Genomic DNA, 19,468 nt, shown 5'->3' with positions numbered 1-19,468 from the left:
CGGCTGGCCCGGCAACGGCCGCCTCGCCCCGGGCGCGGCGGCCGACCTCGTCGCCGTCCGCACCGACACCGTCCACACCACCGGCGCCGACCCCGCCCACCTGATCTTCGCCGCCGGCGCCCAAGACGTCGACACCGTCATCGTCGCCGGCCGCACCATCGTCAGCGGCGGAACGCACGAAAGGGGCGACGTCGCGGGCCTGCTGACCCGCGCCGTCGCCCCGCTGTGGGCCTGAAACCGTCACACGGCGACCGCCTGCACCGCGGGCACCCGGATCGCCTTCCGGGCCGCGCCGAGGCAGGACGCCAGCGTGAGAACGGCGGCGGTCGAGACGATGCCGACGTAGATGCCGATGGTGGTGTCCGGCAGCAGCTCACCGGTGCGGGCCAAGCTGTAGGGGAACACCGTCACGATGGAGCCGATCGAGCCGAACAGCACGCCGGCCGCCGCGAGCACCACGCCCTCCATGCCTACCATGCTCAGCACTTGGGGCGGCGTCGACCCGGCCAGCCGCTGCTGGCCGAACTCGCGGCGCCGGTAGGTGGTGGCCGCGACCAGCGTGTTGATCACCAGGATCGCCGCGAACACCGAGAGCATCCCTACCACGACGAAGTTCAGCGTCTCGATCGCCTGCGCCTCGTCCGCCGGGATCGACGACCCGGCCGCCGGCGGCGCGGCGTTCTCGATGCTCTGCATGTACAGCGTGCCGGTCGCGATGCCGGTGAACAGGATGATCGGCATCAGCGCGCCGGCCATGTGCTGCGTCCGGCGGCGGACATTCTCGACCGCGAGGTAGCCGCTGATGCCGCCGAGCAGCCGCAGCGGACCGGCCAGCACCGCCGTCACGGCCCGCACCAGCACGGGCGCGAACAGCGCCAGCCCGATGGAGAACCAGATGGACGCCTGCCCGGCAGTCTGCATCGCGTCGATGCCCTTGTCGTCGAAGAGTGCGACGGTCAGGATCGCGCAGTTCAGGCCGATGGCGAGGAACGCGATGGCGGCGATCACGCGCTTGCGGGACATCCGCGCCTGCTCGACGGTGACCGCCGTCATCGCCTCCTTCGCCCGCTGCTTCGTCGCCCGGCGGGCGGTGACGATCGCGCCGCTGACCGCCGCGAGGAACGTCACGCCGAGTCCGATGGACAGCGCCGCCGTACCGAACCCGTACGAGATCCCCTCGGCGACCTGGTCGGTGTTCTGCAGCAGCTCCAGAAGCAGCCGGCCGGCACCCATGGCCGGCAGGATCGCCAGCGCCGCCGCCACGACGGCCACGGCGGCGGCCTCGCCGACGATCATCCGGCCGACCTGGAACGGCGTCGCGCCGATGCTCTTCAGCAACGCCATCTCACCGGCCCGCTGCCGCACCGACAGCGTCATGGTCGAGATCACAGCGAACAGTACGATCACCAGACCCCAGCCGCCCACGACCAGCGCCATCGTCGTCAGCGTCTCCTCGCTCACGTCGTCGACGCCGGAACCGCCGGCGGTGTCGAGCAGGGCGGCGAACGCCATCACGACGGTCGCGCCGAGGAACATGGACAGGAAGCTCGCGACGAACCCGCCGGTGCGGTGCCGCAGCGAGCGCACGGCCAGCCCGAACACCGTCACTCACCCACGGCCGGGCGCAGGGTGACCGCATCGCCGAGGTGGGTCATCCGCTCGGCGACGGTCTCCGCCGTCGGACGGTCCAGCGAGCCGGCGATCCGGCCGTCGGCCAGGAAGATCACCGAGTCGGCGTACGACGCCGCCACCGGGTCGTGTGTCACCATGACGACCGTCTGGCCGAACTCGCGCACCGCCTCGGCGAGCAGCGACAGCACGGTGCGGGCGCTGCGGCTGTCCAGGGCGCCGGTGGGCTCGTCGGCGAAGATCGCGCTCGGATTCGTGACCAGCGCCCGGGCGATGGCGACCCGCTGTTGCTGGCCGCCGGACAGCTCGGCCGGACGGTGGCCGATGCGATCACCCAGCCCGACCCGCTCGAGGATCGCGATCGCGCGCTTGCGGTCGGCCCGCTTGCCGGCCAGCCGCAGCGGCAGCGTCACGTTCTGCAGGACGGTGAGCGTCGGGAGCAGGTTGAACTGCTGGAAGATGAAGCCGATGCGCTGCCGCCGGAACTTCGTCAGCGCGGTCTCGCTGCCGCCGGTCAGCTCCGCGCCGTCGATGAAGACCCGGCCGGCGGTCGGCTGGTCCAGGCCGGCAGCGCACTGCAGGAACGTGCTCTTGCCGGATCCGGACGGGCCCATGATCGCGGTGAACGTGCCCGCGGCCAGGCTGAGGGACACGTCGTCCAGCGCCCGGACCGGGTTGTCGCCGGTGCCGTAGGTCTTGCTGACCTGGACCAGCCGCAGGGCCTCCGCGGCGCTCGTGATGTCGTGCTCAGGCATCTCAGTCTCCGTCCTCGGTTGGCGCTCGTCTGCGCCTACGAGAAACCTAGGAATCCGCCCTGGCCGGGCACGATGGAGCAGACTCCCCAGCCTTGGTGGGGCTAGCCCTAAGGTGAGGCCGCTCTTGACCTTCTCGGTACAGTGACGGCGTGCCAGGTCTCGGACGCGGGCGAGCGCGCGTCGCGCGCGGCCTCGTCATGTCCACGGCCTGCCTGATGCTGCCGACGCTGGCCCATGCGGCCGCCGGCGGCGACGTCACGACGAATCCCGGCTTCGTCGCGGTGGCGCTGCTGCTGTGCGTCGCGTGCGTCGCACTGGCCGACCGCCGGCGTTCGGTGGCCGAGATCGCGGCGATGCTGGTGTTCACCCAGCCGGTGCTGCACGTCCTGCTGACACTCGACGGCCACCACGGCGCGCCGTCCTCCGTCGTCCCGTCCGCGGGCATGGCGCTGACGCACGCGCTGTCCGCCGTCGTGCTGACCGTGCTGTTGGCCGGGGCCGAGAGCGTCGCGTGGTCGCTGGCCGCGCTGTCCGCGACGGTGCTGCTCACGCGGGTGCGCCGGCTGCTGGCGGTCCCGGTCGTGGCGGTGGCGCGAGTGCGGGCCACCGACGGCGAGGTCGACGCGGCCACGCCGCGCAGCGTCCTGCTCGTCCGGTCGACACCGTGGAGAGGCCCGCCGGCGCTGCCGGTTCTGGGCTGAACGACCACAACTGAACCAACACGGGGGACGCGGCGCCGGGTTGCGGCGTCGCGGGGTCTCGTGTATCTCCACGACCACGACAAAGGACGCATTTCATGATCACACGTAACCTCGCCCGGGCGGGGCTCGCCGCCGGCGGCGCCGTCACGCTCGGGGTGGTCCTCGCGGCCACCGCCGCGGCGCACGTCACCATCCGGCCGGACGTCGACACCGCCGGCTCCTACGCCAAGATCACCGTCCGGGTGCCGAACGAGTCCGACACCGCGGGCACGGTGCAGGTGAAGCTCGATCTGCCCGCCGACACCCCCATCCCGTCGGTGCGGGTGCAGCCGCACGCGGGCTGGACCGCCGAGCTCACCACCACACAGTTCCCGGAGCCGGTGCAGGTCGGCGACCGGACGCTCGAGGAGGCGGTCACGTCCATCACCTGGACCGCCGACCCCGGCGTGCGCATCGACCCGGGCGAGTTCGACGAGTTCGCGATCTCCGTCGGCCCGCTCCCCGAGGCCGGCACGTACTTCCTCCCCGCCACCCAGACCTACGACGACGGCGAGGTCGTCGCGTGGGCCGAGGAGACGGTCGAGGGGCAGGAGGAGCCGGAGCATCCGGCGCCGGTGCTGGAAGTCGTCGAGGCAACCGGGGAGGACGGCCACGGCGGCGCGCCAGCCGCGGAGAACGTGTCCGACGACGGCGGCACGTCGGACGACGCGTCGGCGGCGTCTGGCGACAGCAGCGACGACCTTGCGCGCGGGGTCGGCATCGGCGGTCTCGTCGTCGGCGCGGCCGGCGTGGGCGTCGGTGCAGCGGCGCTGCGGCGGCGCAATGCGTAGGCTCCGTCGCCTGCTCGGGGTCGCGGCGCTCGCCGCGGCCCCGGTCGCCGGGCTGTCCCTGGTCACCGCCCCGGCCGCCGTCGCCCACGACCAGCTGGTCGCCAGCACGCCGGAGGACGGCGGCACCGTCAGCACGCCACTCACCTCGGTCGAGCTGGTGTTCAGCAACGCGATCCCCGGCGAGTTCGTGCAGGTGGCGGTCACGGACGCCGCCGGCACCGCGTACCAGGACGGCGCACCGCAGACCGTCGGCGACACCGTCATCCAGGCCGTCCAGCAGCTGCCGGACGGCGACTACACGATCGCCTACCGGGTCGTGTCGTCCGACGGCCACCCGATCGACGGCACCGTCGCGTTCACCGTCGCCGGCGCCGGACCGGCGGCCCCGGCGGAGACGCCGTCCGCGACCCCGTCGCCCGATGCGTCGCCGGCGGAGACGCCGGCCGAGGAGCCGTCGGACGAGACGACGCCGGCCGCCGGCTCGGGCTCGTCCTCGTCCGAGGACGACGACGGGCTGGGCTCGACGGCGACCGTTCTGCTGATCGTCGGCGGCGCCCTGGTCGTCGCCGTCCTCGCGTTCGTGGCGGCCGGTGGCCGGCGGCGCGGGACCGCGGAGGACACTGACAGCTGATGAACATCTCGACTCCGGCCGCAGACGTCGTACCGCCCACCCGCCAATGGGGTGTGGCGGCGGCCGGGGTCGCCCTGGTCACGCTGATCGTCGCGCTGCTGCTCGGTGGCGGCGACGCCACGGCCGGCATCCCCGGCCTGGGCGATCCCGGCGACGTCACCAAGTGGGGGCTGCCGATCGCCCGGGCCGTGCTGGACGGCGCCGGCGCGGTCACCGTCGGCCTGCTGGGCCTGGCGGTCGTGCTGCCCGTGCGCAAGGGCCAGCTCGGCGGCGACGCGCTGCACGCGCTGCGGGCGGCGTCGTTGTCGGCGCTCGTGCTGGCCGTCGCCGCCGCCGTCGTCCACCTGCTCACGCTGTCCGACCTGGTCGGGCGGCCGCTCCCGGACGCGCTGGCCGGCGACTCGTTCGTCTCGTACACGTCGACGGTCGAGCAGGGCCGCGCTTACGCGGCAATGGTCGTGCTTGCGCTGGCGATCATCCCGGCCGCCCGGCTGACCCTCGGCCACGGCGGCGCCATCGCACTGTTCTGCCTCGGCGTCGCGACGCTGGTGCCGCTCAGCCTGATCGGGCACTCGTCGACCGGCGACTACCACCACTCGGCGCGGGTGTCGCTGCTGGTGCACCTGGTCGGCATGGCGCTGTGGGTGGGCGGGCTGGTCGCGCTGTCCTGGTACGCCGGACGGCGCGGGCGGGAGCTGCCGCGTGCGGCGCGCGCCTTCTCCGCCGTCGCGCTGGGCTGCTTCGTCATGGTCGCGGCCAGCGGCGTGCTGAACGCGTGGGTGCGGCTGTCCTCGCTGGCCGAGGTGTTCACGTCGGCGTACGGGCTGATCCTGTTCGGGAAGGTGCTCGCGCTCGTGACGCTGGGCTGGCTCGGCTGGCGGCACCGCAGCCGGACGCTGCCGCAGCTGGAGGCCGGCCGCCCGGGCGCCTTCCGGCGGCTGGCCGTCGGCGAGATCATCATCATGGCCGTGGCGCTCGGCCTCGCCGTCGCGCTCAGCCGCACCGAGCCGCCCGGTCCGGCGATCCCCGAGGTCCGCACCACCGTCCGCTCGCTCATCGGCTTCCCGGTCCCGCCCGAGATCAGCCCGGGCCGGCTCATCACCGAGTTCTACCCGGACGCGATGTTCGCGCTCGGCATCCTGGCCGCCCTGTTGCTCTACCTGGGCGGCGTCTGGCGCCTGCACCGCCGCGGCGACAAGTGGCCCGTCGGCCGCACCATCGCCTGGCTGACCGGCCTCGCCACGGTGGGCTTCGTGGGGCTGAGCGGGATGCAGACCTACGGCATGGTGATGCTGTCAGTGCACATGGTCCAGCACATGATCCTCATGATGGTGAGCCCGATCCTGCTGGTCCTCGGCGGCCCCATCACACTGGCGCTGCGCGCGTTGAAGCCGGCCCGGCGGGGTCAGCTCGGCCCGCGCGAGGCCATCACCGCCGCCGTCAACAGCCCGGTCGCTCAGGTGCTCACCCACCCGCTGGTGGCGCTGGCGCTGTTCGTGTCCGGCTCGTTCACGGTGTACTTCACCGGCCTGTTCGAGTCGGCGATGCGCTCGCACACCGGCCACATGCTGATGAGCGCTCACTTCCTCGTGGTCGGCTACCTCTTCTTCGAGATGCTCATCGGCATCGACCCGCTGCCCAAGCGCCCGCCGTTCCCGGCCCGCGTCGTCCTGCAGCTGCTGGCGATGTCCTTCCACGCCGTCTTCGGCCTCGCCCTGATGGAGTCGTCGCGCCTCATCGCCGGCGACTACTACCGCGAGATCGCCACCGAGATGCCCTGGCTGCCCGACGCCCTGGACGACCAGATCCTCGCCGGGCAGATCACGTGGGGCTTCGGCGAGCTGCCCGGCCTGCTGGTCATCGGCGTGCTGTTCGTCCAGTGGTATCGCTCGGACGAACGCGAGGCGCGGCGCTTCGATCGGCGCGAGGGCGAGGACGAGGCCGAACGCGAGGCCTACAACGCCTACCTCGCCAAGCTCGACGAGCGGTCGCGTCGCGAGAAGACATGAGCTTGCTCGGCACTCTCGACGGCGTGCCCTCGCGGGGTCGGGTCACCCATCCGGCGTGGTGACACCAGCGCCAACTGTTGGCGTCTGTGTCACCACGCAAGATCGCACCCAGCCGGGCCTGGCCCTCGAAGAGGCGCGATTTCACCCCGGAGGCGGCGTCGGCTAAACTCGTCCCGCCAACGCAAGGACAGGTAGCTCAGTTGGAAGAGCGTCCGCCTGAAAAGCGGAAGGTCGGCGGATCGAACCCGCCCCTGTCCACCCCTCCACCAGCACGAACATCTCTCGTTCGTCGCCGCGGTTGACCGTGATTCCCCCGCCTTACCCGCCGCTTGGGGCACGCCGGGGGCACGGCGATCCATCCACTCGCGCCATCTGAGCTGGCGAGCTGGTCTCTGCGCGTCGCGCCGCATCGCGGTCGTCGTGCGCCGGGCGCGTGGCCCACCCGCAGGCGGGATCGACCTCATTCCTTGTAGTCGCCCCCGGCCGGTGCGGACACACCGGGCCGGGGACTTGATCCCACCCTGTTCTAGCCAGGAGGAGACCCATGGTCACCGTATCGAAGCCGAAGAAGCGGGAGATCATCACCCGTGCTCCGTTCGTGAGTGATGACATCGGAGAGATCGTCGCGTACCACGATGAGGAAGGCCCGACCATCGATGTGACGATCCGCCCGGAGGACAGCGGTCAGTACGCGCAGTTCGGCCTCACCGCGGCCGAGGTGCACGAGCTGGCCGACGAGCTGCATCGCATCGCCGACCAGGTGCAGCGGGCCGGCTGGACCCCGACCATCCTCGCGGAGGCGCGGGCGTATCTGCCGGGCATGACCGACGAGCAGATCATCGAGCGGCTGGACCGGCTGTATCGCCGGTGGGGCGGGCTCGTGATCGGGTTCCGCGGCCGGCTGGATCGTGCCGCCGGGCGAGCGCTCGCTGTCGAGGTCCACATCGAGACGCTGGAACGCTCGATGGCGCTGATCGAGCAGAACGCCGAGCCGCTGTCGGGGGTGCCGGAGCTCGCGGACCGGCTGACTGAGCTGCGCTCTTCGCTTGACGAGGTCAGGCAGCTCTACATCGCAGAGCAGGAGCGTCACCCGTGACCGGGGCGGTCGACCGCAACGCGGCCTGCTCGGTGAAGTGGTGCGACGAGACCGGCACGCACGCGGTGCACCGCAAGTACATCGCGTCGCTGCCGGCCGGTCTCCGCGGCGCTGGACTGGTCGGCGTGAACCTTGCGCAGCGGGTCCAGCCGCGGGCGACGGTGTGCGTCGAGCTGACGGTCACCACGCCATGGGCCTCAACTGCTGGCCACCTGTTCGCGGCATCCTGCGTGGCTGACATCGCGGTGGCGCTGACCGAGGCCGCCGAGCGAGCGACGGAGCTGCACGCGATCCGGCAGGGCAACAACGAATGACGACTGTCACTACTCGTAGTAGGGTTGTAGTAGATGAACGTGGACTGGACGCACGGCGCCACGCACATGTGGGACCGGCACCAGGTGACTGTGACGGAGGCGAACGAAGCGCTGGCCGACCCGCTGGCCGCGGTGCTCGACCCGGACCCGAAGAGCAAGTCCGGCGACAGCATCCGGGTCATCGGATACTGCCCGTCGCGAGACGAGCTGCTCACGGTGATCGTGGTCCGCGACCCGGAAGTGACCTGGTTGTGGGGCGCCAACGGATGGCCCTCGAACACCACCGACCGGCGCGAGTACATGAGAAGGAGGCGATGATGAGCAAGATCGAGGACAAGATCAAGGAGATCCAGGACGAGTCTGAAGCCACGCGCGACGACCCGTACCCGGAGAACACTGTCGTGACGAGGCCGAACCTGGCCGGCTCGGTCGTACAGTCGGTTCGGCTGCCGGCGGCCGAGTACGCGCAGGTCGAGCAGCTGGCCCGCGACGCCGATGTTCCCGTGTCGGCGATGATCCGCGGCCTGGTGCTGTCCGGTCTGGCGGCTCGGAAGAACGCCACACTGAAGGACGCGATCAACCGGCTCATCGCTGACGCCGATGACCTGCGTCGCTTCATCGATCACGACGGCGCCGCATAGGCGTCGAGGTCAGGGGTCGTGCCCACTCTGCGGCGTCCTCCTCATAACTGCCGCCCCCAAGGCCGCAGCGAAGCGTGTCCAGGGTCGACGAAGTCGATCGCGCAGCGACACGGAGCGCAGCGGAGTGCCCTTGACGCGCGTAGTGGAGGCCGGACAATCGCGGCATGAGGGGGACGACCCCTGACCGCGCAGCTCGGCCAATGCTTGGGGGCCGGCGACGGTGACGAACTCACTGTTGCCCGCCCATCGTCATGTCCGGCGGCCGCCGGTCGAGCCGCGGGAGGGACCGGCCGCCAGGCCGCATGCCCGACCCGGCTCGGAGCCGGCGGCCCGCGGCGAGCGCAGCGAGCCGCCTTGACGGAGTACAGAAAGTTCTCACCGCAGGCCGCCCCCAGCCGCCCCAATGCCCAGCCGCCCCAATGCCCCACTGCCTTGGCCCCAGGGGTGTCGCCAGTCAAGTGTCAGAGGTCCTCGCTAGCCTCACTCCATGGCCCGTCACCTCCCAGCCAACGCGCACTCCGTCGCAGAAGCAGGGCTGCGATGAACTCGCGCTCTAACGAGTCGGCTATGCGAGGGCATCACGCCCATGATGACATCGAACTGCCGGGCCTCTTTCATGCGGCAGATGCGGCCTCCCGTAAGGCCCAGAAGAGCTATCTCGCACTCAGCGCGACCCGGCTCGTCTCGCTGCTGGCTGCCGCCACATTCGGGGCCATCGGCACCACCCTCGATAGCAACCCATTTGCATGGGCGATACTCGGTTGTTTCACGCTGGCCGCAATCGCCGAAATTCTCTTGATTACACTTCAACCGGAAAGGGACTGGTACTCCGGCCGCGCGCTCGCTGAGTCCATCAAAACCCTCGCTTGGCGATATTCCGTCGGAGCCGAGCCATTCGAGCCAAGCCTCTCCTCTACCGCCGCCGCGTCACTCCTGCGGGCGCGCATTACGGAGGTTGTCAGCAAGGGAAAAGATCGGCTCGATTTAGATCCGAGGCCTGCAGCGGTCACTGACTCGATGAAGGCACTACGTTCGTCAGAGTTGGAGATTCAGCGAGCGACCTACGTAAAGTTCCGCACGCAAGACCAAAAGCAATGGTACTCCAACAAGGGAAGCGCAAGTGCGCGATGGGCAAGGAGGTGGCGCTATCTCCTTCTGGCCGGTGAAATCACCGCAGTCGCCGCCGCAGGCGCCGCTATCGGCTCAGAGGATCCGATCGACTTCGCTGGTTTGATTGCCGCCATTGTCGCATCTGGTGCCGCTTGGCTTGTACTTAAACAGTATTCTCAACTGGCATCGGCGTACCGTATCGCCGCTGTTGAGCTTGCGTTGCAGGAGGATGCGCTTCGCGACGTTGAGGCCGAGGACTGGTCGCAAGCTGTCGCCAATGCCGAAGAGGCCATCAGCAGGGAACACACTATGTGGCTGGCTTCTCGCGGCGTCGAGTAGTTGAGTCGAAATACAGACAGGGGGCCAGCGTGGCTAGAAAAGTATACATTTCATTCAAGACTGAGGATGAAGCGCACAAGACGGCCATCCAGGAGATGGATAATCTTGACATCATCGATAAGTCGCTAAACGAGCCTATTAACTCTGAGAATGAGGACTAGATCATGCAGAGAATTAGGTCAGACTACCTTTACGACTCCACAGTGACGATATTCCTTATCGGACTCTACAGTGCCGAGAGCTGGGGACAGCACGAGCAACGATTCATTAAGCGCGAGCTGCAGGCGTCCCTCTACACGACCACTGCACATTCAAAGAACGGTATCCTCGGAATTGTCCTGCCCGACATGCAGGACCGTGTCTACGGCGGCACCTACCAATGCTACAGCTGTGGAAACTCGCACAATTCGGTAAAGATCAATACCGAGACTACGATCAGTGAGTTCAGCTACAACTATTACCTTCCCAACGGGAAATGCTCGCACACCGAGGATGAGCGCTACTGTGTGTTGACGTCCTGGGAGGACTTCGCAGAAGCGCCGGACGGCTTCATCGAACAAGCCTTCGAGAAGCGCACAGCACCTATCGCGCGCCATACTAAAGTACGCCCATAGGGCGCTGCGAACGCCAGGCCGGGGAGACGTGAAGCAGCCGTTGGTATGGTCGCGATGTCCTCGGCCGGCTACGCATAGTCGCCGACCTATGCGAGCCGACTACGGGGAGATGTGTGCTGGTCCGCCGCAAAGCCAATCAAGGCTCCATCGGATCCTCAATCTCCAGGTATGGCCTGTAGGCGGGGTGCACCACTAGCTCCACGTCAAGGCCCCGCTTCTCGGCGAACTTCCGAGCGATGACCTCGTCCCGCTTTCTTTCGGCGCCGACCTCAGGAAACGTGTGTCGGCTATCGCCCAGCGAGAGCCCCAAGAACGATACTGCCTCCAGCCGTGCTAGCACGGATTCAGCACGCCCTTGATCTTTGACGACACTCCTGATCTGAGCAAGAACGTCACTCTTGGGCGCTACAGCGGGTCCACTAGCAAATTCGAGGAGTACGTCCTCAAGCTCAGCTACCGTAATCCCGTTCTCGACGAGTAGCGCTTCCAGAGCGAACTGCGAATAGTTCAGTTCCGCCGCAATGAAGTCCTGCTCTTCTACTCGATCACGGCGCGCGTTAACGGCCGAAATCGTCGCCGCATTACATATGTACACGAGATCGCGCGGCCGGGGAAGCACGCGCCACGCAAGATAGTCACGGAGCGGCCGGCCGCGAATCGTAGCGCAGAAGAACCGTCCCCAAAGCTCGTCTGCACCAGACGTCGTGGGCCGCATGGCGAGGAATCGCTCTTCAATTACCCGGAAGAGCAAGTCCGGATCGCGCCAATCAACGACGGTGGTAGGAATCTTATCGGGCTCGCGCGCCGCCCTATGAAGGTGGGCGTAGATGTCGCTGCGCAGAAATATTGCGAGAGAAAGTTCTATGCGATCACGCCAGAAATCCTCTTTACCGTACTCGACGCTCACCCGCCCAACGGCAGAAAGCAGGCCAAGCAACAGTTGAGCTGCTGCGTCGAGGTCCGTCTTCTTGTCCCAAGCCTTGTCCAGGTTGTCGACAAGAATCGCTACGCGTTCCCGACCTTTTAGTACGGGCCCAACAAGCCGACGGAGCACGCGGATGGCCTCCGAATGCAACGCTTCGTTCAGGGCATCCCGGCCCTCACCGATCGAGCCGACGTCAAGCACACCTGACTCTGCGATGGACGAGACGGTTCTTTCAAAGCGAACTGCGAACTCCTCCATGATTCCGAAGCTGGCAGCCTCGACAAAGCTGACCAGTTCATTCTCATCTTCAGTCCTCGGTACGCCCGCGGATCGATTAGTTATAGCAAGCGTCGCAGAACGCGCGATTTCGGATTGAAGCAAGAAGCTCCATAGCGACATGACCGCATACGATGTCACGTTGGTGGGGAGCCGGCCGAGCAGTGCTACCAAAGCCTCCATCTCGTACGACTGGGGCTTTATTACTACAACTAGATTCCTTGCGTCCCCCCGCAGTCTTGCCGCGGCCTGAAGCATGTTGGCCGTCTTTCCGGTTCCCTTGCGCCCCACAAAAAGCGCATTCCTGCTACTAATGACCTCGTCGAACGCGGCCGTCTCTACGAAGTAGTCCGATAATAAGTCGGCCTCGTTTTCCGCGACGTGTTCGCCGAATCGCAGCCCACGAAGTTCGGTTGCGAGCTTTACTCGCCGTCCCGCCGTGACCTTCCGTGGTGTCAGGTCAAGGCCTTCTAGCCATTGATCTGCGTAATCTTGACACTGGCCCGCAGAGTCGTAGACGGCCAACCGTTCCATATAGTCCACGGGCGGACTGTAGTCTTCCTCCGCAACCATGAGCAGCGGCCGCTCAAAACCTGCGGCCATCCCGGCTACAAGGGCGGCTCGGCCGTTGTACAGCCAAGCAAGGTCCCTCCTGTCGGCGACGAAGTGCGCTATAGTGCCCGCGGTCTCGTAGACCTTTTGTGCATACCAGGCCAAAGGGTTTAGCGCAGATTCGGTCGGGTCCGCGCTAAGGAGGCGTATTCCGCGTCGGCTCTCCTGGTCGAGGCGCCTACCGAGCTTCTTGCTTGCTTCAGTTGCATGGAATGATGGTAGGTAGAAGAGCGACCCTTCGACCTCAGGGGTGAGGCTTGGCTCGATGAGATCGTCATAGAGCGATGAATTTGAATTGTGGGGACTCTCGCGCAGGAATGCGCCCCTAATATCATCGGAGTTGGACCAGCCCGAGTATCCGACAGCTGACAGCAGTCTGAACTGTCGCCATCTCTGGCGAGCCTCACGGTCGATCTCCTCAAGAAGGAGCCAAATATGCTTTCCGCGGGTGATCGCATATCCGAGTTCGAACAGGACGTTTTGATTGGCCATGCTTACATCAAATGCGGCCACGTCTGCTTGGTCAATCTGTTCCAGGATTCGATCTATTATGATCCGGCCGCCGACATTTAAATCTTCCCATGTCGTCGCGGTGACGACGCCGGTTGCTGTGATCAGCCTGCTTGCGTTGTGCAGGGTTTCCCGCGCTAGTTCGGGCTTACTTGCATAGCCGAAGAAGACTGTGGGCATCCTACCCCCCGGACTGGCGATGTGTAGACGCTATATCAAATCTGGATGCCCGTACAGAGGTCGGGCGGAAGGAGGAGACTCACGCCGAGAGTCGGCATGGGCAGGCATGTGGTGTCAGCACGCGTTAGACCAGCGCGCTGGTGACTCCAGCGCTAGTTCAGCAGATGTACCAGGTCGGTCATGGTGCTGATGACCGCCTCCGCTCCGGCAGCGAGGAGACGCTCATGCTTTCCCGCCTTGTTGGCATACCCGATGGCGTGCACGCGAGCGTAGAGGGCGGCCTCGATGTCAGTCACGGAGTCGCCGACTAGCGCCGACTCATCGGCGGGCACGCCTAGCGCTGTCCCAGCCTCCACGAGATAGGCCGGACTGGGCTTCATAAGAGTTGGATCCGGGGCTCGGCGTGCTGCGACGTGGTCAATGAATGAGGCGAGGTTGTGGCGTTTTATGTACGACTCAACGGCTGTCGCCGAGTTGTTGCTCACGATGGCCACGCGCCGGCCACCTGCCTGGGCCGCGTAGATGACCTCGGTCGCTCCGGCGGTTGGTTCCGCAGACCCAACGGCTTCGATCTCGGCAGCTACAAGATGCTCGTAGACCTGCGCGGTAATCGCGGGTCCAAAGGTCGCGCTCCGGCGGTAGATCGACAGTGGGTCCTCGTCACGTTCCAGCTCCAAACTCATCGACACGCCCAGCCCACGAAGCGAGGTTCGGAGGCGTTCGGCGACGACGGGTGCGGGTAGACCGGCGAAGACGCTGCAGATCGGGCCGTCGAAGTCGAGCATCACGAGTTCGACGCCGGACATCAGCTCGGCGAGCTGCTGGTTCGTCGCGGGGGTCACGGGGTGTTCTCGCGGCCGGCGGTGGTCCACATGCTGTCGAACCAGCGGCGGGCCTGGGCGACGTACTGGGACCCCATGGATTCGTCGTCGTCGGTGGCGGCGTGGTGGAACAGGATGGTGTCCTTGCCGCCGAGGTCGAGGATGGTGGTGGGCTCGTCGCCAAGGCTGACCTGGTGCTCATAGACGGGGTAGAAGCCGAAGAACACCTGGGCGTCGTTGATGATGTAGAGCTTGAACATCGGCGGCGTGCCGTGCACTCGCATCTCGACGTTGGCCTTCTTGACGAGGCCGATCTCGGCCAGCTCGTTTACCGAATGCCGTAGCGACTCGATGTGCCGTACGGCGATGTCGGCCATGCGCTCGCGGATAGGCGGGTAGTCGCCGGGTTCGTCGACGCGGCGGGGCAGGGTCCACGGAATCGTGGTGTCGGCGACGAGGATCCGGATGCTGATCTCCTGGGGCGTGAGCCGGCCGGACCTGATGTTGTCCAACGGCTCCTGCATCGCCCCGTGCAGCGTCTCGCCGGTGTAGCCAGCGAAGTCGACCCGGACCGTGCCGCCTTCGAAGGCCTGCTCCAGGTGCGGGCGCAGGCCGACCGGCCTTTCTGTGCGTTCGCGCACGAACACGCCGCTCCCCTGCCGGGACACGATCAGCTTCTCGTCGCGCAGGATGTCCAAGGCGTTCTGCACAGTCTGGCGTGCCACGCCGTAGGTCTCGGCCAGTTTGCTCCCGGACGGCAGCTTCTCGCCGGGCGCGTACTTGCGGGTCAAGATCGCCGCACGCAGGGCGTTCGCGACCTGGATGTACGGCGGGCGCGGGTCGTCCGGGTCAAGTGCCATGCCTTTCAGGATATCGGTAAGCCAGCCAACCTAGACAAATTCCTTGACTTGCCTAGCCTGCCTAGTTAGCCTGGCTATGTTGGTTGTGTCGTGAAGAGCGGCGCACAGAGAGCCCAGGGAGGGCGAGGTCATGGCGACCTATGCAGTGGACAGCAAGCGGCAGATGATGACGGCGACCGGCGTCGTCAACGCGGTGCACGAGTGGGAGGACACCCCGGACGGATCGCGTCGGCAGTCCGAGCGTCAGGCGCTCGATGAGGAGACGCGGATGCCGTTGTGGGGTGTCGAGGTCATCTACCGAACGGTGTCGTTCGGGAACGAACTGTCGGCTCGCGCACAGGTGATCGTGCCGGCGCCGCTGAAGCCAGAGATCGCGGACTTCTCCCCGATCGAGTTCGGCGACCTGACCGCGTCGGCGCGCGCGACGAAGGCCGGCCAGCTGGTCGAGTCATGGCGGGCCGGCGGGATCGCGTCGCACACGCCGCGCAAGGACGCCGGCAAGACGACATCCGGCAGCGGCGACAAGGCGGCCTGACCCATGACAGTCATCGAGGTTCCCGCCGACCCGTACGCGGCCGCCGACTGGCTGGCGACCCAGCATCGGTGGGTGCGGCAGCTCGTCGAGCGGATCGCCGGCCCCATCGACCGGCGTGAGGACTGGCTCGACGTCCTCACCCAGGCCGTGAACGACAGCGACGGCGATGGTGCCGCGTGGGTGGAGTACGAGCGCCGGCACCCGGCCCCGGACGACGACGCGGCGTTCTGGGAGTGGCACGCGCAGGGTCCGCAGGCCTCGCCGCAGGTCCGCGCCTTCGGCGTGATGTCCAGCGGTGAGAAGAACCTGATCCGCCTGGTCGCAACCCTCGGCGGCCGGGTGGCCTGGTCGCCCGCGGATGTGTCGTTCGACCAGCGCGGCGCCGCCGTCCTCGCCGACTGGCTCGCAATCGTGCACGCCCAACTGCCGGTGTGGCTGTACCCGGCGGCCAGTGACGACGCGCTGATCGCGCGGCTGGCCGCCGTGAGCGACGCGACGAACGGCGAAGGATCTCCCGCCGTCCCGCGATGAGACCCCACCGGGGACGGGTGACAGGCCTAGGAAACCAACCCCGTCCCCGGTGGCCCAATCAACACCCCCGAATGGAGGGGATTGGTGTGTCCCACCCTACGACCTGGCGACTCCCCGTCGCCGCCCTCGGCGTCGTCCTCGCCCAACTCTTGACCGTCGTCGTCCTCATGGTCAGCGCCGACGAGATCAAGGCCGAGCGGTCCGATGCGAGCCGCGACGCCTCGGTGACCCGCTGCGGTGATCGCCCGTGAACGGGCAGCCGGTCCTGTTCGGCGTGCTGCCGTTCCGCACCAGCGAGACCGCCTACTTGTTCCCGTGCCCGGCCTGCGGCCGCACCAGCTCGCCCCAGCCCGACACGGTCTGCGACGCCTGCACGCCCGCGCCGCCGGCCACACCGAAGAAGACGACCCGGCGCCGGCCCCGTAAGACGGTCGCCTGATGTCGGCCCTCGTGACCTGCTCCGACTGCGGCCGCCCGGTGGATGCCGTCGAGGCGTGGTTCCACCCCGGCACCGGCGACACCGTCTGCGACTCCTGCCACGCCGCCGCCCACGCCCGGCACGCGGCCCTGACAGCCCCCCAAGGACAACTTCGATGACTCCCCGACCCGTACTGACCCCGAAGACCATCAAGACCCTCGCGACCTTCGCACAGAACCTTTTGGACCACGACTCGCTGATCCGCCGGCTGCTCCGCGGCCTGGGCTGGGTGACCCTTACGCCGCTGATGCTGCTGCGCAAGCTCCCCCAGGTGTTCGCCGCCGGCTGCGTCCTGCTGCTCGCATACTCGATCCTCGGCACGGGCGGCCTGGTCCTACTCCTCGTGCTCCCGCTCATCACGTGGGTGATGTGGCGACTCGCACACCCTGAATCCGCGGAACAGGTCGCCGCACGCGTGCGCCGCCGGCGGCGGTACCGGCGGATCTACCGCAAGCACTGGCCCACCATCGCCGCCGGCTGCGGGCTCTCGATCCCCGGCGCGTTCGGCCGCCAGGTCGCGCCCGAGCTGATCGGCGTGACCGCCTACCCCGGCGCCGACGCACTGCACGTTCGGCTGCTCGCCGGCCAATCGCCCGCCGACTACGCCGACCGCGCCGACGCCCTGGCGCACGCGTTCGGCTCCCCACAGGTCCGCGTCCGCTCCGACCAGCCCGGCACGGTCACGCTGCTGTTCAGCACCGGAGACATGCTCACCGAACCGATCCCCGCGATGCTGCTCGACGCACAGGACGCCGACTTCGAGGCGCTACCGGTCGGGCTCACCGAAGACGGCAGCCCGTACCGCCTTCGGCTGCTCTACAGCCACGTGCTGACCGCCGGCGCGACCGGCTCCGGGAAGGGATCCGCGCTCTGGTCGACCGTCCGAGCGTTGGCGCCGTCCGTTCCCTCGGGCGTCGTGGAGCTGTGGGGTGCGGATCCGAAGGGTGGGATCGAGCTGGCGATGGGCCGGGCGTTGTTCTCCCGGTTCACCGCCGACGACGAGCCCGGCGACATGGTCCAGCTCGTCAACGACGCCGCCGACCTCGTGCGCCAGCGCTCCAAGCGGCTGCGCGGCCACTCCCGCAAACACGTCCCGACCGCGGAGGAGCCATTCGTCGTGCTGATCATCGACGAACTGGCCTACCTGACCGACTACCAGGACGACACCAAATTCAAGCACCAGTTCAACAAGGCCCTCAAGGTCGTCCTCTCCCAAGGCCGCGCCGCCGGCGTGTCCGTGCTCGCGTTCGTCCAGGACCCCCGCAAGTCTGTCGTCGACGCCCGCAACCTGTTCCCCACCAAGGTCGCCCTGCGGCTGGACACCGCGTCCGAGGTCGAGATGGTGCTGGGCAAGGACGCCTGGGAACGCGGCGCCCACGCCGAAGCCATCCCCGAGGCCCAGCCCGGCACCGGCTACGTCCTCGTCGACGGCGACCCCACCCCGGTCCGGATCCGATTCACCTGGGTCGAAGACGACGACATCCGCGCCATGGCCCGCGACTACCCCGCCCCACCGCCAGCACCGCCCCGCCATGGCTTCACCGTCGTCACCGACGGCGACGACCAGGACGACGACACGACGGGAGAAGTCGCGTGAGCGTGCACGCACCGGCGCACACCGAGCTGGTCTTCCAGCTGGCGTCGCTGTCCCACTCCCGCGCCGGCCAGCAGGCCCGCGGCTGCACCAACCCCATCCGGCTCACCGGCTCGTCCACCACCATCCATGCCGGGACGGGTGAGGTCGTGCGCACCTACTCCTCCGACGACGAACCGGACGGGCACACCTACGTCCGCTGCGGCAACCGTCGCGCCGCGGTCTGCCCGTCCTGCAGCCGTGAGTACAAGGGCGACGCGTGGCACCTGCTGTCCTGCGGCCTGGCCGGCGGCAAGACCATCCCCGAGACGGTGGCGCAGCATCCGGCGACGTTCGCCACCTTCACCGCGCCGTCGTTCGGGGCCGTTCACCGCCACACCCGCCCCACGAACGGCCGCACGTCGCCGTGCCGGGCGCGACGAGACAAGCCGCGCTGCCCGCACGGCCGGCCGCTGTCGTGTGTGCGCCGGCACGACGCCGACGACCCGCAGGTCGGGCAACCGTTGTGCTTCGAGTGCTACGACTACACCGCCCACGCCGCGTGGCAGTGGTGGGCGCCGCAGCTGTGGCGGTACTTGACCATGGCGCTGCGTCGCCGCCTCGCCCGCGCCGCCGGCGTCTCGATGAAGGCGTTCACGAAGGCGGCCAAGGTCTCCTACACGAAGGTCACCGAGTTCCAAGCGCGGGGCGTCGTGCACTTCCATGTCGTCATCCGCCTCGACGGACCCGACGGCCCGGCCACGGCGCCAGGACTCGGCCTCACCGTGACGGACCTCGAGGAGGCGGTACGGCATGCCGCGACGCACGCGCACAAGGACGTCCCGATCCCCGGCGGGCAGACGCTCAGGTTGCGGTGGGGCCGTCAGCTCGACCTGCGCACCATCACCCCCGACGCCGGCCGCGACAACCACGACGGCCCGGCGCACCCGCACCAGGTCGCCGCCTACCTCGCCAAGTACCTGACCAAGTCGACCGAGGACTTCGGGCTCCCCGTCGCAGGGAAGCTCTACAGCGCCCGCCACGCCGCCAAGCACGGCGCCACCCCGCACGCCGTACGGCTCATCAAAGCCGCACAGCAGCTCGTCCCCATCCACGACGACTACCAGCGCTTGAAGGACCGCTACGCCACCCTCGGCTACCGCGGCCACCCCATCACCAAGTCCCGCGCCTACTCCGTCACCTTCGGCGCGCTCCGCTCAGCCCGTCGGCAGTGGCGACAGCGGCGCGCCCAGCTCGCCACGGACGCCGACGTGCGGGACGTGCTCGACCTCGACCAGGCCGACGACGACACCACGGCGACAACCGTCGTCATCGGCGAGTGGCGCTACGCCGGACGCAGCTACCTCGACACCGCGACCGCAGCCAACGCCACACGCTCGGCCAACCTCGCCCGCATCCGTCGCGCCGACGAGGCCTCGACGACATGAGCGAGGCCACCACCCAGCAGGAAGATCCGCAGTCTCACGGAAGGACCCTC

Annotated in this window: 21 protein-coding genes, 1 tRNA gene and 1 pseudogene; 18 read left to right on the top strand and 5 right to left on the bottom strand. The window is 68.0% G+C overall.

Annotated features, from left to right (window positions below):
* Window positions 1-235: pseudogene (locus E1262_RS30655) on the top strand (formimidoylglutamate deiminase); the annotation flags it as partial.
* Between the two features lie 5 nt (window positions 236-240).
* Here E1262_RS30655 and E1262_RS28135 read toward each other — a convergent pair.
* Both E1262_RS28135 and E1262_RS28130 read right to left on the bottom strand, forming a co-directional pair.
* Window positions 241-1,608 carry an FtsX-like permease family protein gene (locus tag E1262_RS28135; protein WP_203454586.1) on the bottom strand — a complete coding sequence of 456 codons (1,368 nt, stop codon included), beginning with the start codon at window positions 1,606-1,608 and terminating at the stop codon, window positions 241-243.
* Window positions 1,605-2,384 carry an ABC transporter ATP-binding protein gene (locus tag E1262_RS28130; protein ID WP_132107658.1) on the bottom strand — a complete coding sequence of 260 codons (780 nt, stop codon included), beginning with the start codon at window positions 2,382-2,384 and terminating at the stop codon, window positions 1,605-1,607. Before E1262_RS28130 ends, E1262_RS28135 begins: the two co-directional genes overlap by 4 nt.
* Before the next feature lie 149 nt (window positions 2,385-2,533).
* Between E1262_RS28130 and E1262_RS28125 the strand changes: the two genes are divergently transcribed.
* The 11 genes from E1262_RS28125 to E1262_RS28075 all read left to right on the top strand — a co-directional run bounded on the left by E1262_RS28125 (window position 2,534) and on the right by E1262_RS28075 (window position 10,669).
* Window positions 2,534-3,085, top strand: coding sequence for a hypothetical protein (locus E1262_RS28125; protein WP_132107657.1), 552 nt, complete (start codon window positions 2,534-2,536; stop codon window positions 3,083-3,085).
* 95 nt (window positions 3,086-3,180) lie between these two features.
* Window positions 3,181-3,915, top strand: a complete 735-nt coding sequence (locus E1262_RS28120) for a YcnI family copper-binding membrane protein (RefSeq protein ID WP_132107656.1) — start codon at window positions 3,181-3,183, stop codon at window positions 3,913-3,915.
* Window positions 3,908-4,546 (top strand): copper resistance CopC family protein, encoded by a 639-nt coding sequence (locus E1262_RS28115; protein WP_132107655.1) that lies wholly within the window; start codon window positions 3,908-3,910, stop codon window positions 4,544-4,546. Before E1262_RS28120 ends, E1262_RS28115 begins: the two co-directional genes overlap by 8 nt.
* Entirely contained in the window at window positions 4,546-6,555 is a 2,010-nt protein-coding gene (locus E1262_RS28110; RefSeq protein WP_132107654.1) for a bifunctional copper resistance protein CopD/cytochrome c oxidase assembly protein, read from the top strand. The genes E1262_RS28115 and E1262_RS28110 overlap by 1 nt, the downstream gene beginning before the upstream one ends.
* Window positions 6,556-6,740: 185 nt before the next feature.
* Window positions 6,741-6,813 (top strand) — tRNA-Phe (locus tag E1262_RS28105).
* Between the two features lie 286 nt (window positions 6,814-7,099).
* A complete protein-coding gene (locus E1262_RS28100; protein WP_132107653.1) occupies window positions 7,100-7,651 on the top strand; it encodes a hypothetical protein in 552 nt (183 codons plus the stop codon).
* Window positions 7,648-7,965 carry a hypothetical protein gene (locus tag E1262_RS28095; RefSeq protein WP_132107652.1) on the top strand — a complete coding sequence of 106 codons (318 nt, stop codon included), beginning with the start codon at window positions 7,648-7,650 and terminating at the stop codon, window positions 7,963-7,965. Before E1262_RS28100 ends, E1262_RS28095 begins: the two co-directional genes overlap by 4 nt.
* Window positions 7,966-7,998: 33 nt before the next feature.
* A complete protein-coding gene (locus tag E1262_RS28090) occupies window positions 7,999-8,283 on the top strand; it encodes a hypothetical protein (protein ID WP_203454585.1) in 285 nt (94 codons plus the stop codon).
* Window positions 8,283-8,606, top strand: a complete 324-nt coding sequence (locus E1262_RS28085) for a ribbon-helix-helix protein, CopG family (protein ID WP_132107651.1) — start codon at window positions 8,283-8,285, stop codon at window positions 8,604-8,606. Before E1262_RS28090 ends, E1262_RS28085 begins: the two co-directional genes overlap by 1 nt.
* A 567-nt stretch (window positions 8,607-9,173) precedes the next feature.
* Complete coding sequence (locus E1262_RS28080; RefSeq protein ID WP_162606125.1) at window positions 9,174-10,055, top strand: DUF4231 domain-containing protein; 882 nt, start codon at window positions 9,174-9,176, stop codon at window positions 10,053-10,055.
* 203 nt (window positions 10,056-10,258) lie between these two features.
* Window positions 10,259-10,669: a hypothetical protein gene (locus E1262_RS28075; RefSeq protein ID WP_203454584.1), complete on the top strand. Its 411-nt coding sequence runs from the start codon at window positions 10,259-10,261 to the stop codon at window positions 10,667-10,669.
* Window positions 10,670-10,805: 136 nt separating this feature from the next.
* On the opposite strand, the gene E1262_RS28070 is transcribed toward E1262_RS28075, so the two are convergent.
* The 3 genes from E1262_RS28070 to E1262_RS28060 all read right to left on the bottom strand — a co-directional run bounded on the left by E1262_RS28070 (window position 10,806) and on the right by E1262_RS28060 (window position 14,853).
* Window positions 10,806-13,172, bottom strand: a complete 2,367-nt coding sequence (locus E1262_RS28070; protein ID WP_132107649.1) for a P-loop ATPase, Sll1717 family — start codon at window positions 13,170-13,172, stop codon at window positions 10,806-10,808.
* Between the two features lie 152 nt (window positions 13,173-13,324).
* Complete coding sequence (locus tag E1262_RS28065; RefSeq protein ID WP_132107648.1) at window positions 13,325-14,014, bottom strand: HAD family hydrolase; 690 nt, start codon at window positions 14,012-14,014, stop codon at window positions 13,325-13,327.
* Entirely contained in the window at window positions 14,011-14,853 is an 843-nt protein-coding gene (locus tag E1262_RS28060) for a GntR family transcriptional regulator (protein WP_203454583.1), read from the bottom strand. The genes E1262_RS28065 and E1262_RS28060 overlap by 4 nt, the downstream gene beginning before the upstream one ends.
* Before the next feature lie 130 nt (window positions 14,854-14,983).
* Between E1262_RS28060 and E1262_RS28055 the strand changes: the two genes are divergently transcribed.
* The 6 genes from E1262_RS28055 to E1262_RS28035 all read left to right on the top strand — a co-directional run bounded on the left by E1262_RS28055 (window position 14,984) and on the right by E1262_RS28035 (window position 19,418).
* Complete coding sequence (locus E1262_RS28055) at window positions 14,984-15,388, top strand: hypothetical protein (protein ID WP_132107647.1); 405 nt, start codon at window positions 14,984-14,986, stop codon at window positions 15,386-15,388.
* A 3-nt stretch (window positions 15,389-15,391) separates the two neighbouring features.
* Window positions 15,392-15,919, top strand: coding sequence for a hypothetical protein (locus E1262_RS28050; protein WP_132107646.1), 528 nt, complete (start codon window positions 15,392-15,394; stop codon window positions 15,917-15,919).
* A gap of 86 nt (window positions 15,920-16,005) precedes the next feature.
* Window positions 16,006-16,170: a hypothetical protein gene (locus E1262_RS30650; RefSeq protein WP_162606124.1), complete on the top strand. Its 165-nt coding sequence runs from the start codon at window positions 16,006-16,008 to the stop codon at window positions 16,168-16,170.
* Entirely contained in the window at window positions 16,167-16,358 is a 192-nt protein-coding gene (locus E1262_RS28045) for a hypothetical protein (RefSeq protein ID WP_132107645.1), read from the top strand. The genes E1262_RS30650 and E1262_RS28045 overlap by 4 nt, the downstream gene beginning before the upstream one ends.
* Before the next feature lie 154 nt (window positions 16,359-16,512).
* Window positions 16,513-17,994, top strand: a complete 1,482-nt coding sequence (locus E1262_RS28040; RefSeq protein WP_132107644.1) for an FtsK/SpoIIIE domain-containing protein — start codon at window positions 16,513-16,515, stop codon at window positions 17,992-17,994.
* Window positions 17,991-19,418: a replication initiator gene (locus tag E1262_RS28035; RefSeq protein ID WP_132107643.1), complete on the top strand. Its 1,428-nt coding sequence runs from the start codon at window positions 17,991-17,993 to the stop codon at window positions 19,416-19,418. Before E1262_RS28040 ends, E1262_RS28035 begins: the two co-directional genes overlap by 4 nt.
* Window positions 19,419-19,468 lie beyond the last annotated feature (50 nt).

The organism is Jiangella aurantiaca (genome assembly GCF_004349105.1).
Lineage (GTDB): Bacteria > Actinomycetota > Actinomycetes > Jiangellales > Jiangellaceae > Jiangella > Jiangella aurantiaca.
The sequence above is the reverse complement of the archived record's forward strand: the minus strand, read 5'-3'. Positions and strand labels throughout refer to the sequence as shown.